This is a genomic window from Nocardia vinacea NBRC 16497 (assembly GCF_000308835.1).
GTDB lineage: Bacteria > Actinomycetota > Actinomycetes > Mycobacteriales > Mycobacteriaceae > Nocardia > Nocardia vinacea.
Genome location: NZ_BAGN01000409.1, coordinates 38,227 through 54,660, shown reverse-complemented (window position 1 = coordinate 54,660; position 16,434 = coordinate 38,227). Strand labels below are relative to the sequence as shown.

The window sequence follows — 16,434 nt, the reverse complement described above, 5'->3', positions numbered from 1 at the left end:
GTGGATATCGGCGCGCGATCGCATCGGCAAAGGCCATATGTCCTCGAGTCCGGCCGCCGTAGTACAACTCCCACCGTGCGCCCGAAGCCTGCGCGGCGGCCAGCATCGGCAGAATCGGCGTGATCCCGATACCGCCCGCGACGAATACATAGCTGTCGCGCACAACGAACTCGAAATTGTTGCGGGGCCGCGAAATACGCAGCTCCGTATCCGGAAATGCGTTCAGGTGCAGATATTCCGAACCGCCACGTCCCTCGGGTTCGCGCAGCACCGCGATCCGCCAGTGCCGCCGATCCGCCGGATCACCGCAGAGCGAGTATTGACGGACCCCCGCGGCGCCGACCGCCACGTCGATATGCGCGCCAGGTGTCCACGAAGGCAGTTCCCGGCCCGCAAACGCGCACAGCTCGAGCGAGAACACACCTTCGGCCTCGTCACGGCGGGCCGATACCCGTACCGGAATGTCCGTCATCTGGTCCCCTCGGCTATCTCGTCTTCGCGACTACCGTCGCCGAGAGACCGCCGATCCGCACCGGACGAATGCGCAGTCGATTCGCACAATCGACGTTGACTATCGACTCGACTCAGACGCCGCCCGCCCACCGAAACTGACGCCATGACCACTGTGGCGCATTTGGTGGACAAGACCACCCAGTTCATACGTGACCAGGTAATTCCGGTGGAACGCGAGGTCGTCGTCGACGGGCGCGTCATGGACGACGCGCTGCGGCTCGAATTACAGAAGAAGGCGAAGGAGGCGGGCGTATTCGGCCCGCTGTCCGCCCCGGAGTATGGCGGACTCGGCCTGGACACCAGGGCCCAGGCGCAGGTGCTGGAAGCGGCCGGAGCCAGTCTGCTCGGCCCGATCGCGGTGAACGCCTGGGCGCCCGATGACGGGAATATCCACCTGCTCGCCCATGTGGCCAATGCCGAACAGCAGCAGCGCTATCTCGCGCCGCTGGCCGCCGGTGAGGTGCGCTCGGCCATTGCGATGACCGAACCGGCTCCGGGCGCGGGTTCCGATCCCGGCATGCTGCAGACCGTCGCCGAGGAGACCGACGACGGCTGGATCATCAACGGCGCCAAACATTTCACCACCGGCGCGCAGGGTGCCGCGTTCACCATCTGTGTCGCGCAGACCACTGACGGACCCACCATGTTCCTGGTGGACCAGGACAATCCGGGTCTGAAGGTCGGTCGCCGGATGCCGACGCTCGACCATTCCAGTGCGCCGGGCGGACACTGCGAGATCGCCTTCGTCGACTGTGCGGTACCGGATTCCGCCGTACTCGGCGCGGTCGGTCAGGGACTGGTACTGGCCCAGGTTCGGCTCGCGCCCTCGCGCCTGGTGTTCTGCATGAACTGGCTCGGGCTGGCCGTGCGCGCGCACCACCTCGCCATCGAACACATCAGCACCCGCAAGGCTTTCGGTGTGCCGATCGCCGATCATGGTCTGGCGCAGGGACTAGTCGCCGACAACGAGATCGATATCACCGCGGCTCGCGGCGTGATCCGCACGGCGGCGGAGACCATCGACGAGCAGGGGCCGACATCCTCGCAGGCGCGCCACGATGCGTCGATCGCGAAAACTTTTGTCTCCGAGGCGGTCTGGCGGGTGCTCGACCGGGCGGTGCAGCTGCACGGCGGACTCGGAGTCTGCGAGGACTATCTGGTCGCCCGATTCCTGGTGGAGGCCAGGGCCTTCCGCATCTATGAGGGGCCATCCGAGGTGCTGCGCTGGTCCATCGCCCGTCGCGCACTGCGCAATCGCTGAAGGAGAGAAATGAATACAGTATCGCGAAGCGATTCCATGAGGGGTGGCGGCCGGGTGACGGGTGGGCCAACGCGTGAAATCGTTGGATTCGCCGCTGCGTATCCCGAACTCGATTGTGATGCGGTCGATTACGAATATCTGCGGGCGGTATCGCAGGATATGGTGCCGTTCGGACGACACGTCGGCACTCTGATCACCGAGATCTCGCCGGAACGAGCGGTCGTGGAGATTCCCGCCGTGGACACCGTGCGCAACCACATGGGCACCGTGCACGCCGGTGCGCTGTTCACCGCCGCCGATATCGGTGGCGCGGCGGCCTTCGTCGGTGCGGCCGCCACCCGCTTGGACACCGTCGAGCGTCTGGTGCTGCGCGCGGGCACGGCGTCCTATCGCAAACCGGCGGTCGGGCGGATCCGCGCCATCGCCACCGTCGATCAGCGTGAACTCGCCGAAGTGCTGGCCGCAACCGCCTCGAACCGGTTCGAATTGTCCGGCAAGGCGGTGCTGCTCGACGACGCCGATGTGGTCGTCGCGAAGTTCACCTTCGACTACGTCTGCGATATCGCGATCACGGAGGCGGGCCAGTGACCAGCGCTGCACCTCAGAAGAGTTCGGAATTCCGCAGTTTGGAGTCGACCACCGTATCGACCGACGATGGCGTCGAATTCACCGTTCGCTTCCTGCCCGCCAAGAAGTCCGGTGCGCCGGTGGTGCTGATCCTGCCCGCCATGGCAATGAAGGCGAAGAACTACCTGCCCCTTGCCAAAGAGCTGAACGCCCAGGGGCTTTCGGTCGCCACCTGCGATCTGCGCGCGCACGGTGAGGCGAAGCCGGAATTCGGGCTGCACAGCGATTTCGGCTATCGCGAGATGTTGGAAATCGATCTGCCCGCGATAGTTTCCGCGGTGCGCACACGCTTTCCAGAGGCGCCGATCCACCTTTTCGGACACAGTCTCGGCGGCCAGCTCGCGCTGCTTTTCGCCGCCGCCGAACCCGACCAGGTCGCCGGTGTGACCGTCATCGGGACCGGGACCGTGTTCTGGTGGGCGTTCGGACCGCGCCGCTGGTACGAGGCACTGAGCCAGATCCAGTGGATCGGCTTGGTATCGCGCTGGAAGGGACACTGGCCCGGCGGCGTGCTGATCCCAGCACCGATGCCCGGCCGCGTGATGCGGGACTGGTCGATGCACTCGCTGACCAGCTACTATCGCCCGAAAGGCACAGCGCGGCAATACAACACGCTGCTGCGCCGGATGACACTGCCGGTGCTGGTCATCTCGCTGTCCGAGGATGTGCTCGGCCCGAAGTCCAATGTCGACTTCCTGGTCTCCCGGATGCCCAACGCCCGGGTCACCCAGTGGCATATCGACGAGAATGCGCCGGTCGACCACCGTGACCACTTCCAGTGGGTCAAGGATGCACCGGTGATCGCGGCCCGGGTGGCGACCTGGGTCGTCGCGGGCGAGCTGCCGGTCTAGGAGATCTGGTGGCACGACTGCGCATCGAGCAGGTATCCAAGCACTTCGGCACGACCTATGCGGTGCGGGAGGTGAGCCTGGATATCGCCGACGGTGAATTCATGGTGTTGCTCGGACCGAGCGGCTGCGGCAAATCCACCCTGCTGCGGATGATCGCGGGCCTGGAGGATCCGACCGGTGGCCGAATCCTATTGGACGACACCGATATCACCCATCGGGCGCCGCAGCAGCGGGACCTGGCCATGGTGTTCCAGAGTTACGCGCTGTATCCGCATCTGACGGTGGCGAAGAACATCGGCTTTCCATTGCGGGCGCGGCGCACACCGCGCGCGAAAATCGCAGCCCGGGTCGCGGAAGTGGCGGCAACGCTCGGGTTGGCCGAGTTGTTGCGCCGCAAGCCCGCCGCCTTGTCCGGTGGGCAGCGACAGCGAGTTGCGTTGGCCCGCGCCATGGTTCGCGATCCGGGTGCGTTCCTGATGGACGAGCCGCTGTCCAATCTGGATGCGAAATTGCGCAGCGCCACTCGGGCCGAACTGATTTCGCTGCATCGCGGGTTGGGAGCGACGTTCCTCTACGTCACCCACGACCAGGTCGAGGCGATGACCATGGCGGACCGGATCGCGCTGCTCAATGACGGTCAGGTGGAGCAGGTCGGCACCCCGACCGAACTCTACGACCGTCCGCGCTCGACCTTCGTCGCCGGATTCCTCGGCGCCCCGCCGATGAATCTGTTCCCCGCGGTCGTCACCCAGCGCGACGGCCGCCTGTTCCTGGTGGCCGACGGCATAGACACCGAATTAGCCATAACCGCAGCGGATTTCGATGCCGACATCGAGGTCGTCGCCGGAATCCGCCCCGAACAACTGCGCATCGACTCGGCCGACGCCGCCATCCGCGGCCACGTGACGATGGTCGAGAACCTGGGCAGTGAGGAACTGATCCACTTCAGCACCGGCGAGCAGACGCTGTGCGCCCGCGCACCGCGCCCGGCCGGAGTGCGCGCCGACGAACCGATCGGGCTGCGCGTCGATCCCGCGCACCTGCACCTGTTCGACCCCGAATCCGGGCTGCGCCTGACTTGGCAAGAGCCGCACCAGGATTCGGTCACCGACAGCGCCGTAGTCGCCGTCGCCTGATCCGTAACAACCACCCCTTCATCGATGAGGAGAACCACCGTGAAACGCACCGTGCCCGTACTGGGCCTGGTGTTCGCAACCACCGTCGCGCTCAGCGCCTGCGGCGGCCTCGGGAGCACCACCACCGACTCGAATGCCAACACCGCCCAGATCCCGGAACTGAAGCCGGATCAGCAGGTGTCCATCGTGTTCGAGTCCTACAACTACGGACTCGCCGGCGCGTGGACCGACACCTTCAACGCGCTGATCGCCGATTTCGGCAAGAAGTACCCGAATATCAAGGTGACCGCGCAGAAGCCGCAGGGCAATAGCCCGAACCCGGCCACCGACACCATCTCCAGCATCCAGAACCAGATGGTCGCGGGCACCCCGCCGGATGTCGCACAGCTCGGCTTCAGCGATCTGGACTACACCATCCACCAGCTCGGCGCCAAGCCACTGGACACGCTGGTTTCCAAGCAGGAAGTGCAGCACAACTTCGACGGGGCCAAATACCCGTACGCCCCGAAGGCGCGCACGCTCGCGGATTGGGACGGCCACACCTACGGTGTTCCGTTCGTATTCTCCACGCCCGTCCTGTATTTCAATGCCTCGCTGTTCAACGAGGCAGGACTCGATCCGGCCAAGCCGCCGGCCACCTGGCAGCAGGTCTCCGATGCGGCCGCCGCAATCACCGGGAAGACCGGCAAGGGCGGTGTGTACATCGATTGCCTGACCAAGACCGCCAAGGACTGGTGCTTCCAGTCGATGGTGCGCTCCAATGGCGGCCGCGTCATCTCCGAGGACCGCAAGACGCTGTCGTTCGCGGACGCGCCCACGGTCGAGGTCACCCAGATGAGCAAGCAACTGGTCGACTCGGGCAGTATGCCGAAGCTGAACCAGAAGCAGGGTTATGAAGCGTTCGCGCGCGGTGAGATCGGCATGATCCTGGAGACCAGCGCGATCCAGGGCACCTTCGTCACCGGCGCCAAGGACAAGTGGGATCTGCGCGCGGCACCCATGCCGAGCTTCGGCAGCAAGACGACCGTGCCGACGAATTCCGGTGCGTCGCTGCACATTCTGTCCAATGACCCGGCCAAGCAGCGGGCGTCGTGGGAGCTCATCAAATTCCTCACCAGTGAGGAGGCGTACACGAAGATCTCGCAGGGCATCGGATATCTGCCGCTGCGTACCGGTTTGATGGACGATCCGAACGGGCTGAAGACCTGGTCGGAGCAGAATCCCTTGCTGAAGCCGAATGTCGCGCAGCTGGCGAATATGGAGCCGTGGATCTCCATGCCGGGCACCAACTATCTGCAGATCCGTGACGGCATGATGGACGCGGTCGAGTCGATCGTGTTCCAGGGCAAGGATCCCCAGTCCACGTTGACCACCGCCCGGGAACAGGGCGCCAAACTCCTGCCCGCGTCATGAGCACGGTGACCGTCGTTCAGCTGACCGATACCCACATCCGGGCCACCGGGGAACGGGTACACGGCATGATCGACACCTACGCCAACCTCACCCAGGTGCTGCAGCAGCTGCGGGCCTCGCAGCAACGCATCGACGCGCTGGTGCTATCCGGGGATCTGACCGATAACGGGTCGCCGGAGGCATATCGGCGGCTGCGTGATGCGGTCGAGCCGGTCGCCGCCGAACTCGGTGCGCGGACGGTGTACACGATGGGCAATCACGACGAGCGCACGGCATTCGGCATCGAGTTGCTCGGTCTGGATTCGGTCGACCCGGACCTCACCCACGACCAGGTGTTCGACATCGCCGGACTGCGCATCATCGCACTGGACAGCAGCACACCGCGCAGGCACGACGGGCGGCTCGAACCCGAACAGCTGGACTGGCTGACCGATCAGCTGCGCGAACCCGCACCGCACGGCACGCTGCTGGTGCTGCATCATCCGCCGATTCCGTCACCGGTCGCCGCTACCGAATATCTGCGGCTCGAGCAGCCGGAGCTACTCGGCGAGGTGCTGGACGGATCGGATGTGCGACTGATCATCTGCGGGCACAACCACCTGACGGGCGCGGCCGCGCTCGGCGGCATTCCGGTGTGGATCGGGCCCGCGCTGGCATACCGAATCGATACGATCGCACCACTCGGGCGGCACCGGGGCCTGACCGGATTCGGTTACAGCCGGATCGATCTGCTCGGTACGACACTGGTGGCCACCGCGATCGAGGCGACACCCGCCGAAACCGTCTACGACCGGGCCGAATCCGATGTGCTCGAGCAGTTGGCCGCACTGGCCGCCGAGGCCAGGTAAATGTTCGTAGTCGAAATACCGACTGCGGCACCGGATATCGTGCCGGTGCCGCAGACCAGCCGCCTCGCCCGGATCCGCCGGGCGGGGCGGTTCGTGGTGCCCTACCTTTATCTCGCACCCGCGCTGATCCTGCTGGTGGTGTGGATTTATCGGCCGCTGGTGCAGGCGTTCGAGTTGTCCACCTACTCGTGGAATCTCTTGCCGACCTCGCCGATGAAGCCGGTCGGCACCGGCAATTACGAACGGCTGGTGGAACTTCCGGCGTTTTGGGATTCGGTCGGGCGGACGGGGGCACTGATTCTAGGCATGCTTCCGTTCACCGTTGTGCTGCCGGTGTTGATCGCGTTGGCCAGCAAGCGGGTGCGGGGCCGGACTATCTATCACGCTTTCATATTCGTGCCGTTCCTGGTGGCACCTGTTGCGGCAGCGGCAGTTTGGCGGTGGCTGTTGCATCCCGGCAGTGGCTTCGTCGACCAGGTGCTCGGCTCGGATCGCAACTGGGTGTACGACGCGGGTACCGCGCACGCCGTCATCATCGGGATCACCGGCTGGCAACTGCTCGGTTTCGCGGTGCTGGTGGTGTGGGCCGGATTGGCCGGTATCAGCGGCGATTACGACGAGGCCGCGCAGGTGGACGGCGCGAGTCCCGGACAGATCCGGCGCTGGATCACCCTGCCGCTGCTCTCCCCCACACTGCTGTTCCTGGTGCTGACCACTGTGCTACTCAGTCCCACACTGACCTTTCCGCTCATCGACTCGATGACACAGGGCGGGCCCGCGCAGGCCACCACAAATATCTATTACCTGCTGTGGGACTACGCCTTCCACAGCTTCGATGCCGGACTCAGTGCGGCGGCCGGCGTGCTGCTGTTCGCCGGATTCGGTGTGATCGCCGGGATTCTGGTGTGGATCTCGGAAAGGGTTGCCTTCCATGATGATTGACCGTCTGCGGACCGCGAGCAGCCATCTGCTGCTCGCGGTCACCGCCGTCGTGTGCGTATTCCCGATCTATTGGCTGTTCGCCACCTCGCTGCGGCGCCCCGAGGATGTCACCTCACTCTCGCCCTTACCGTGGCCGATCTCCTTCGCCAACTACACCGATGCCGCCGAAAAGGTCGATGTAATCGGCTTGATCGGCAATACCTTCTTCGTGGCGGCACTGTCCGCGGCCGGACAGCTGCTGGTGGCGCTGCTCGCCTCCTACGCGTTCGCGATGTACACCTTCCCGTTCCAGCGGATCCTGTACCTCGCGTTCGTCGGCACCTGGCTGGTTCCCTTCCAGGTCACGATGCTGCCGAACTACGTACTACTCACTCGGCTCGGGCTGATCAACTCCCTGATCGGCGTGGTCCTGCCGACCCTGTGCTCAGCACTCGCGGTCTTGCTACTGCGCCAGCACATGGCCGGCTTTCCGAAGGAACTCGTCGCCGCCGCCAAAATCGACGGCCGCTCCTCCTGGTCCATCCTCTGGACCGTCGTCGTCCCCAACCTCCGCCCGGCCCTCGCCGCCCTGGCTATTCTGCTGTTCATCAACGCCTGGAACGAATACTTCTGGCCCGCAGTCGTTCTCCGCCAATCCAATAGCGTGCTCCAGCTGGGGTTGCGCAGCTTCATGGGCACCGAAGGTGATCAATGGGGGCCGATGATGGCGCTGGCCAGCCTGGCCTGCCTGCCGGTGCTGCTGATGTACCTGCTGCTGCAGCGGCACATCGTCAACGCCTTCGTGCGGTCAGGGTTGAAGTAGCGAAGAACCCCCGCGTCCGCGGCCACACGGGAGCTCAGCCGGTCTCGCGCCGATGCAGATCTCGTCTGCGTACAGCCGGCAGGAAGTACTCGTCAACGCTGTCGGGTCCTGGGGCATCAGAATTGGTGACGAGTGCGATCGGAAATGCCAGCGCCATGTACAAATCGACCAGCCACACGCCCAAGAGCTTTCCGAAAGAGGGACTTTCGCCGTTATCGGGCCGAATAACGCGCAAGCCGAACAGTGCCTTGCCCACCGTCGTGTGGAAGACCGCCTGAACAACAACACGGTCGAACACCGAGGCCGCCATCCAGAACCCAAGACCGATGAACGGGTTCACACCGACATGCTTCCAGTCGAACTGTGTAGCGGCCCAAGCGGAGAATTCAGGACTGACAGCGATCGCCCCACCCAGCCCGACGCCGACGTGCAGGGTCCAGTCGAAGGCGAACGCCAACGCTCGGCGGAGCATGCGGGGTGACGGGTACCTGACATCGCCTTTCGAGCCATGGCGCGCCGCCTCGACTGCATGTTCGCCGGTGGGCTTCATCTGCAGCCGACCACCGCGTGCACGCGTCAACTCATACCCTGGTGCAGGCGGCGTCGGTTCGTTTCTGCCGATCTCGCCCACCGGGTCGTCCGGCCGGTAAGTGAAACGGGGGGGCTGACGCCCTTTGGAGAAGTAGGCATATCGAATGTCTCCGCCACCGGGCCTGGAGATCACTCCGTATTTCAACGGATCGCCGGCGAACCACACCTCTGTCGTCTTGTGGTTTACCAGCTTTCCGATGTCGTGTGGCCAGGTGCTGAGGATCAGCGCTGACACCGGCCGACGATTCTGGTCGAGCAGTTCGACCCATTCATAGCGACCGGTGGTTATGTAGTTCGTCGGCCACGCAACCCACGGATACCGTTTGAGCGCTCTGCGTCTTCTGCGGTTTATCCAGAGTAAAGATATGCCGAAGATCAGACCCACAGTCATACCGACCGCGGCAACATTCCTGCCGACGCCTACAACCGCCGATCGACTCTCGGACTCGATTCGGTCGCCGACGTCGATCAGCACCACAGTCAGGACCAGGAACACCAACCCGATCAGAAGCAGTGACCACCGAACGACCACCCCCTTCTGTGTCGCCGCTTTGGTCTCGGGGCAAGAAATCGCCGGAGGTGAGCCCCCTACGATGCTCTGATTCACATCAATACCCTCACAGATCCAACGAGGACGGGCCTACCGACCGTCTCGGGGTCACCACGAATTCCATCGATGCAGCCATCGCGGCAACCGGCAGGAGATACTCTTCTCCGTACTCTACGAATGGCGTAGACAACTCGACGACGGCGATCGCGGATCCGTCCGGTGCGGAAACAACGGCCTCGATTTGATAGATCGACTGCTCGGTTTCGGAGGTGTCGTATACGGGCAGGTCGGGGGTTGGAACAGTTCTCACCCGGTCGAGTAACAGCATCAGTTGCCCTGCTACCTCCACGAATTCAGCATTCTTGAATCGTTCACCGGTGTCTCGCCTCGCGGTGAGCACGTCACCCAGCGTCAGCCGTGGGTTTCTTTGGTCACCATACTCGGTCGCCGTTATGGTCAGCGTCGACGAGATCTCCTGGCCGTCTGCTGATACGTGTCTCCCGAGCCCGCAATACATGGTGTTGAGCTGTGCAAGGCGGGTAAGCAACACTCTCAGTGTTCGAAGGACGGCGGGAGCAGTGGAGCTCACTGTGCCGGGGCCGAGCGAAGCGAACAGCGATTCGGCTTGTGCGATGGAATCGTCAATTGTGTCGAGCGGCAGCGCTACATACCCCGATGGGATCTCGACTGTGATCGATACATTTGCGGATGTGTCGGTTGTCGGCATGTCAGTCGTCCCCTCCACCGAATGGGTCCAGAATCTTGGAAACCGCTTTACCCGAACGGGCGAACAGGTCCACCGCTTCGACTCCGGCGACGGACGCATGCGGCCCGGCTACGCCGGTGAGCTGCAGTACTTTGGTGGCTGCACCATCGAGCTTCAAGACTTCTGCTACTTTCGACCCCCCGAGCGCACCGACGATCTTCGACGACAGCAAGGGCTCATGTGTCACCGCGTTGTACGCGGCTGCACCGAACCGTTCACCGACACTGACTCCCTGTAGGGCGTGCGTTCCCGCCGCAACGGCCTCCCCGCCCTTGAACAGGCTCCAGCCGACCTTCGCCGAAGCAATACCAGCGCCGCCGACAGGTGCAATCCCCAAGGAGTCGAGTCCGACTTTGCCCCATGTACTCAGATCGCCGTTCTGGAGGCCTTGTCGTATTTCCGGATCAGACAGATCCAGTGCTATCAAGCCGCCGGTGGCGGCGGCTGCGACCACGAAACCGATGGCGTCGATAGGTGGGGGTGTGCAGACGGCAACAACACTGCCGACCGCTGCGATGATCGACAGCACTTGATGGATCCCCTCACGGTGCTCATCGATCCATTCACCCAAGGATTTGACGGCGTCGGTGATTCTGTCCCAAATGCTCTTGTCCGGTGGGCTGGGAGCGAAATCCTTTGCGGCGGTGTCCAACTCACGGGCGATACGACGAGCAAGCGTGTCGTGCGTTGTTTCCAGGTCGCGTGCGCGTTTGATGATCGCATCGATCTTCGCTTGCCAATCGTCTACTGCCGCACTCGCAGTCCGCACCTGGGCCACTGCGGCGTCGATGCGGGTCTGCGCGGCCTGCAGACTTTCCGCGGTCGTATAGGTGTGGTTCGCCAATAACAAGTCCGGGTTGGACTGAGCACTGCTCAATGTCGCGACAGCCTGCGTGTGCTGCGCCTTGGCCGCTGCGGCCTCGGTGTCCAATCCCTTGGCGATCTCCTGGAAAGTGACGAGGTTCGTGTGCCACTCCTGGATCAGTGCCACCGCTTTTTCGAGTGAGCCCTGCGCATAGTTCAGGTCCTGTGCCAGCGTTGCATCGAAGCTGGCGCGAAACGCATTGCCCGCGTCGCCCTTCCATACATCGTCGTTGTTGTTGCGCAAACGACTCAACAATTCGTTCGTTTCTTTGACGGCTTCGTATGCGCTGTTGATCTGTCCTTGCATGCCGGTCACGTCGTTCACCGAGCCAGGAACAGGGTTGAATCCCAGGTTGGGGTAGGGGTTCTCGCTCATACCCGTGTGCTCGGCGTGCCGGAACCGTTAACGCTCGCTTTGGCCTGCTCGAGCGCCTTCGCGAAGGCGCTGTCGGTTGCCTGGTAAGCCTCGAGGCACTTCGAGATGCCTTCTGCTGTCGTCTTGGCCGACTCGCCGATGCGTTCGATGCCGTATTTCCATCGAGTCTGAAAGCTGTCGGCGGCGGCGTTGAGCTCTTTGGTACCGATATCGGGATGGCTGTCTTTCGACATCGCTTTCATAGCATCCGTAAGCACCTGTTCGGCACTCTTCAGCGACTGGACGGCCTTACCGAGCACCTCGATGTCCATACTTAGAACACTGGCCATGTCCACGCTCCTTCGTACCGATATGGCTCGAGCCGGTCCCGGGATGGGAGCGGCGGAAGGCCACATGCCTCAGTAGTTGGACGCAACCACACGTAGGTCGGTTCCATCGAGTACGTGAACACCCCCATCGCCCTGCGAAATACGCCAAATCTGTACAGCCGATCGTTGCGCCGAGATCGTCAAGACACCGTAGACCACACCAAGCGCGACAACGAATACTTCTGGCCCGCAGTCGTTCTCCGCCAATCCAACATTCTAGCGAAGAACTTCCATGGCATCCGAGCACGAGCCTCGCACTCAGGCCTGGGCCGCCGGCCGCTTCGGCAGCAGGAAGACGACAATGCCCGCTATCATGGCGATTACGAACGTCCCGAAGGACGCGACGGCAAAGGCGTGGCCTGCGGCGGCAACGCTGCCGACTTCCGCGGGATGAAACGAGCTGAAGTAGACCGCTCCGATAACGGCAACGCCTAGCGCTCCGCCACACTGCTGGGCCGTGGACAACGCCCCTGACGCGACACCGACCGACTCGGGCTCGACGTGGCTCAGCACCGTGTTGAGCGCCGGCGTGATAACGAGTCCGCCACCGACGCTTTGCAGAACGAGGGTGGGGATCACCAGCAGCGGCGTGATCCGCGGGCCGGACACCAGCAAGAGACCGGTCGCCAGGTAACCGCTCGCCAGTATGATCGCCCCGACCTCCAGGACACGTCGTCCATATTTCGGGATGATCCGGCTCGCTACCATGCTGAACACGAAGAATGCGGTGGCTGCCGGCGTGTAGACCAGGCCCGCGCCGAGCGCCGACATATCGAGGCCTTGCTGCAACGTTACCGACAAGGCCAGGTAATACGAGTAGATCAGCGCGTACAGGGCGAGGACGAGAATGATCCCGAGCGAGAACGAGCGCTGTCCGAACAGCGTCAGCGGTACCAGCGGATCCTCGCCCCGCCGTTCCAGGCCCCGCTCGATCGCGACGAACAAGCCGAACGCGACCGCGCTGCCCACGAAACAAGCCCAGACCCACCATGGCCAGCCTGCCTGCTGCCCCTGGATCAGCGGGAGCACCAGGAGGAAGAGTGCCACACTGAGCGCCAGGACGCCGGGCATGTCCAGCTTGCGGGTGGCGGCTGAGCCGGTCTGCGGCACGGATCGCACGGCGAGCAGGAACATGACAATTCCGATCGGCACGTTCACCCAGAACACCAGGCGCCAGCCGGAATCGAACAGATCGGCGCCGATCAGCAGTCCGCCGATGACCTGTCCGCCAATGGTGGCCATACCCATGACGATGCCGAGTACGCCGTATACGCTATGCCGCCGCGCCGCGGGCACCAGCACCGTGACGTACGCGAATACCTGGGGAACCATCAGGGCGGCTCCTAGGCCCTGGATGACACGCGCGGCGATAAGGCTGCCCGCGTTCGGTGATAGCGCGCAAGCGACTGATGACAGCGTGAACAGCGCCACCCCGAGCAGGAAAATCCGCTTGCGGCCGTACAGGTCGGCCAGGCGAGTAGCGGTAATGATGAAGACCGCGTAACTGAGCTGATAACCCGCCAGAACCCACTGGACATCGCCGGCGGAGGCATGCAGATCCGCCACGATCGAGGGGTCGGCGACCACGACGATGAACGAGTCGAGGACCGCCATGAACAGCGCGGTCAAGACCACCGACATCGTCATCCACGGAGTGCCGTCGGCCTCCGCGGCCACTGCCGACCGGCTAACTGATCGCTGACTACTTGCCACGGTAAGAGACCTCTTTATTCGTGCGTCCCAGGGAATTAGCCAGCTTCTTGACCACCTCGGCCGCCATGACAGCCTGACCCGAGGTCGAGAAGTGGATACGATCCGCACTGAGCAGGTTGTCGCGGTTGTTGACCGGGTGATCCCACATGTCCACCACGATGGCGTCGTATTCGGAAGCCAGCCCGCGCACGATCTCGTTGACCGCGGCAATCCGCTCCGGCCAGTCAGGGAAGACCGGCACGACATACGCCCTGCCGAGCGTGAAAGTGGTCAGCAAGGCGCCGGTCCCCTTCGCCAGGTCGTACATCTGCCGAAGCGTTCGCTCTATCTCGCCGAAGTCCGGCCTGCGCCGCGCGATGTCGTTGGCCCCGCATGGCAAGTGGAGCAGGTCCGGGGAGAACTCGAGCATACGAGCCGCCTGGTTCTCCAGCGTCTGGGCCGTTGTCGCCCCGATCTCGGAGACGTTGAGATAGTCCAGATCCGGCCGGACCGACCGCAAGACACCAGCAACCCGGTCCGACCAGCCCTGATTCTGGTAGCCCGGGGTGGGATCGCCGGTTCCGGCCGAAAGGCTATCTCCCACAACGGCATACCTGCCCCACGGGGCACCTGTCAGCAATGCCGCGGCATCCGCCTGGTCCAGGCAGAACGGGTCAGCCGCCTCGGTGAAGGTTTGTTGCTCCATGAAGGAGAGCATACGGTCGATCGTATGTTTTTCTCAAGAGCCATGTTGCGGCAGCCGGACAGCTGCTGGTGGCGCTACTAACCTCCGATGCGTTCGCGATGTACCTGGAACGAATACTTCTGGCCCGCAGTGGTTCTGCGTCAGTCCAACAGCGATGGCGTGCGTTGTCGGTGTCACCGAGGCCAAGCATCCGCACCAACGAGGCCTGCCCGGAGGGACTGCAACGCTCAGCCGACAGTGCCCGACGGCCAGGCCCGGTCATCCACGGCGAGCCATGGTTCGCGGGCCGCGGATGCGAGTGGTGTGCCGGTGAATTCGCGGACATCGCGGTAGAGGTGGGACTGGTCGGCGTAACCGCTGTCGGCCGCCACCCGCGCGGGCGAATGTCCCAGGACCAGCCGATGCACGGCGTGGTCGAAGCGAACCAGCTTGGCGGCGCGCTTGGGTGTCAGTCCGATCTGGGCGCCGAACCGTGACCACAACCGTTGGCGGCTCCACCCGACCCGATCGGCAAGGTGCTCGATGCGAAATCCGCCGTGGCTGACCATGATTTGGCGCCATGCCCAGTCCACCTCCGGGTCGGCCGGGCGGTCGTCACGCAACCGCGCCGACAGCGTCGCGTCGACCAGTGCGAATCGTTCGTGCCAGCTTTGCGTCTCGTGCAGGCGCTCCCGCAGGCGCGTTGCGTCGCGACCCCAAAGATCTTCGAGCCCAACGATTCTTCCGCTCAATTCGGCAAGCGGACAGCCGAGGATGGCGGGTGCGACCACCGGTGACAAACGCACCTGTACACATTCGACGTCTTCGAAGCGCACCGGGACCGCACTGCCGCCGAGGCCGAGAGCCAGGCTGCCCGAGTGGCTTCGGCCGGTCGAGTCGCGGACGTCGAAGCAACGGTCACCGAACTCGACGATCACCGTGACGGCCGGATGGGGAATCGCACGCAGCTGCGCCGGGCCGTCACCGTGAATCCGGAATCCGGCCATATCGACGCCGCGCAGTGCGGGTGTCCGCGATGGTCGCGCGATCTCCCAGGCCATGCGCCGATTGTAGGAACGGTTCCCGCCACCGCGGAGGCTGACATTTCTTCAAGACAGATCTCGTTGTCGCCCAGCAGGGTTGGCGGCAGCACGGATCGATCGAAGGAGGACCCCGTGGATGAGACAACCGCCCCCGCAACGCCCAGCCGGCGGCGATACATCGGGCTGATGATCGTCGGCGTGTTGGCCACGCTGCTCGCGGGCAACACGACAGGTGTCGCGACCGCCACGCCGAGCGATTCCCAGGAACAAATGGTGCACCTTCCGGACGGAGACATTCACGTTGCCTCCAGCGGGTCGCCCAACGCACACGCGGTGGTGCTGCTGCACGGGCTTGCCGGATCGACCGCATGGTGGGACCAGGTGCTGCCCGCATTGGGAAATCAATATGTGGTGCGGATCGACCTGCTCGGTCACGGCAGATCAGCCAAACCGGACAGCGGTTACAGCATGGCCGAGCAAGCGCGTCGAGTCGGGGACGTGCTCGATCAACTCGGCGTGCACCACGCAATCCTGGTCGGGCATTCCACCGGCGGCTACGTGGCCACCTCGCTCGCCGAGCAGCGCCGCGACCTGGTGGACGCAATCGCGCTGATCTCCACCGGTCCACGGCTGGATGCGTTCACCGACAATGGCCCGGCCGGTGATCTGCTGCTCAACCCGTCGATAGGGCAAGCGCTGTGGCCGCTGCTGCCGGAAGCCGCCGCTCGAATTGCGATGAGCCCCGGCTTCACCCGCGACGTACAAATTCCGAACCAGCTCGTCGCCGACTTCCGAGGCATGACGTACCGCAGTCTCACCGCGACCTCCGACGCATCGGATACGTACCTGAAGGAACGGACCGAACCGGACCGGCTCGCTGATCTCGGCCTGCCGACAATGGTGATCTTCGGCTCCCGAGATCGGCGCTGGCAGGCTGCGTCCTTCCAGGACTACCGCCGAGTCCCGAACGCTCGGATCGAAAGTCTCGACTGCGGTCACTCACCCATGATCGAGGAGCCCGACAACACCGGCGCACTTCTCCGCGACTTCGTCGAACATCACTGAATACACGTGCGGCAGCAGGGCGGCCACCGCGAATTCAGTGT

17 protein-coding genes are annotated in these 16,434 nt (G+C 63.9%); 9 read left to right on the top strand and 8 right to left on the bottom strand.

The genetic code is table 11. The annotated features are described in order from the left end of the window. Window positions 1–472 (bottom strand): ferredoxin reductase (locus ON44_RS39415; RefSeq protein WP_040699883.1); only part of this gene is annotated, 472 nt, incomplete at its 3' end. Between the two features lie 144 nt (window positions 473–616). Here ON44_RS39415 and ON44_RS39410 point away from each other — a divergent pair. Genes ON44_RS39410 through ON44_RS39375 form a run of 8 tightly spaced genes read left to right on the top strand, consistent with a single transcriptional unit; the run spans window position 617 to window position 8,393 of the window. Next, the gene (locus ON44_RS39410) at window positions 617–1,774 is read left to right on the top strand and encodes an acyl-CoA dehydrogenase family protein (protein ID WP_040699882.1); all 1,158 of its coding nucleotides are present in this window, start codon (window positions 617–619) and stop codon (window positions 1,772–1,774) included. Between the two features lie 9 nt (window positions 1,775–1,783). Then, complete coding sequence (locus ON44_RS39405) at window positions 1,784–2,362, top strand: YiiD C-terminal domain-containing protein (protein WP_245567519.1); 579 nt, start codon at window positions 1,784–1,786, stop codon at window positions 2,360–2,362. Further along, a complete protein-coding gene (locus tag ON44_RS39400) occupies window positions 2,359–3,252 on the top strand; it encodes an alpha/beta hydrolase family protein (protein ID WP_040699880.1) in 894 nt (297 codons plus the stop codon). Before ON44_RS39405 ends, ON44_RS39400 begins: the two co-directional genes overlap by 4 nt. Before the next feature lie 8 nt (window positions 3,253–3,260). Continuing rightward, entirely contained in the window at window positions 3,261–4,388 is a 1,128-nt protein-coding gene (locus ON44_RS39395; protein WP_040699879.1) for an ABC transporter ATP-binding protein, read from the top strand. A 39-nt stretch (window positions 4,389–4,427) separates the two neighbouring features. Next, window positions 4,428–5,801, top strand: coding sequence for an ABC transporter substrate-binding protein (locus tag ON44_RS39390; RefSeq protein WP_245567518.1), 1,374 nt, complete (start codon window positions 4,428–4,430; stop codon window positions 5,799–5,801). Further along, a complete protein-coding gene (locus ON44_RS39385; RefSeq protein WP_040699875.1) occupies window positions 5,798–6,649 on the top strand; it encodes a metallophosphoesterase in 852 nt (283 codons plus the stop codon). Before ON44_RS39390 ends, ON44_RS39385 begins: the two co-directional genes overlap by 4 nt. Beyond that, window positions 6,650–7,591 (top strand): carbohydrate ABC transporter permease, encoded by a 942-nt coding sequence (locus tag ON44_RS39380; protein WP_063721707.1) that lies wholly within the window; start codon window positions 6,650–6,652, stop codon window positions 7,589–7,591. After that, a complete protein-coding gene (locus tag ON44_RS39375; protein ID WP_040699873.1) occupies window positions 7,581–8,393 on the top strand; it encodes a carbohydrate ABC transporter permease in 813 nt (270 codons plus the stop codon). The genes ON44_RS39380 and ON44_RS39375 overlap by 11 nt, the downstream gene beginning before the upstream one ends. A 34-nt stretch (window positions 8,394–8,427) precedes the next feature. Here ON44_RS39375 and ON44_RS49115 read toward each other — a convergent pair whose 3' ends face one another. The 7 genes from ON44_RS49115 to ON44_RS39340 form a co-directional block, all read right to left on the bottom strand. Then, on the bottom strand, window positions 8,428–9,591 hold the full coding sequence (locus ON44_RS49115; RefSeq protein ID WP_157187536.1) for an RDD family protein: 1,164 nt from the start codon (window positions 9,589–9,591) through the stop codon (window positions 8,428–8,430). Window positions 9,592–9,601: 10 nt separating this feature from the next. Beyond that, entirely contained in the window at window positions 9,602–10,261 is a 660-nt protein-coding gene (locus ON44_RS39365) for a hypothetical protein (RefSeq protein WP_157187535.1), read from the bottom strand. A gap of 1 nt (window position 10,262) precedes the next feature. Further along, window positions 10,263–11,540: a hypothetical protein gene (locus ON44_RS39360; RefSeq protein WP_051183028.1), complete on the bottom strand. Its 1,278-nt coding sequence runs from the start codon at window positions 11,538–11,540 to the stop codon at window positions 10,263–10,265. Next, window positions 11,537–11,851: a hypothetical protein gene (locus ON44_RS39355; protein ID WP_040699870.1), complete on the bottom strand. Its 315-nt coding sequence runs from the start codon at window positions 11,849–11,851 to the stop codon at window positions 11,537–11,539. The genes ON44_RS39360 and ON44_RS39355 overlap by 4 nt, the downstream gene beginning before the upstream one ends. A gap of 315 nt (window positions 11,852–12,166) precedes the next feature. Continuing rightward, window positions 12,167–13,585 (bottom strand): MFS transporter, encoded by a 1,419-nt coding sequence (locus ON44_RS39350; RefSeq protein ID WP_083898430.1) that lies wholly within the window; start codon window positions 13,583–13,585, stop codon window positions 12,167–12,169. A gap of 25 nt (window positions 13,586–13,610) precedes the next feature. Next, entirely contained in the window at window positions 13,611–14,318 is a 708-nt protein-coding gene (locus ON44_RS39345) for an SGNH/GDSL hydrolase family protein (protein WP_040699868.1), read from the bottom strand. 215 nt (window positions 14,319–14,533) lie between these two features. Beyond that, window positions 14,534–15,346, bottom strand: coding sequence for an AraC family transcriptional regulator (locus ON44_RS39340; protein ID WP_040699867.1), 813 nt, complete (start codon window positions 15,344–15,346; stop codon window positions 14,534–14,536). Window positions 15,347–15,460: 114 nt separating this feature from the next. Between ON44_RS39340 and ON44_RS39335 the strand changes: the two genes are divergently transcribed. Next, window positions 15,461–16,393, top strand: a complete 933-nt coding sequence (locus tag ON44_RS39335; RefSeq protein WP_245567517.1) for an alpha/beta fold hydrolase — start codon at window positions 15,461–15,463, stop codon at window positions 16,391–16,393. The last annotated feature ends 41 nt before the right edge of the window (window positions 16,394–16,434 follow it).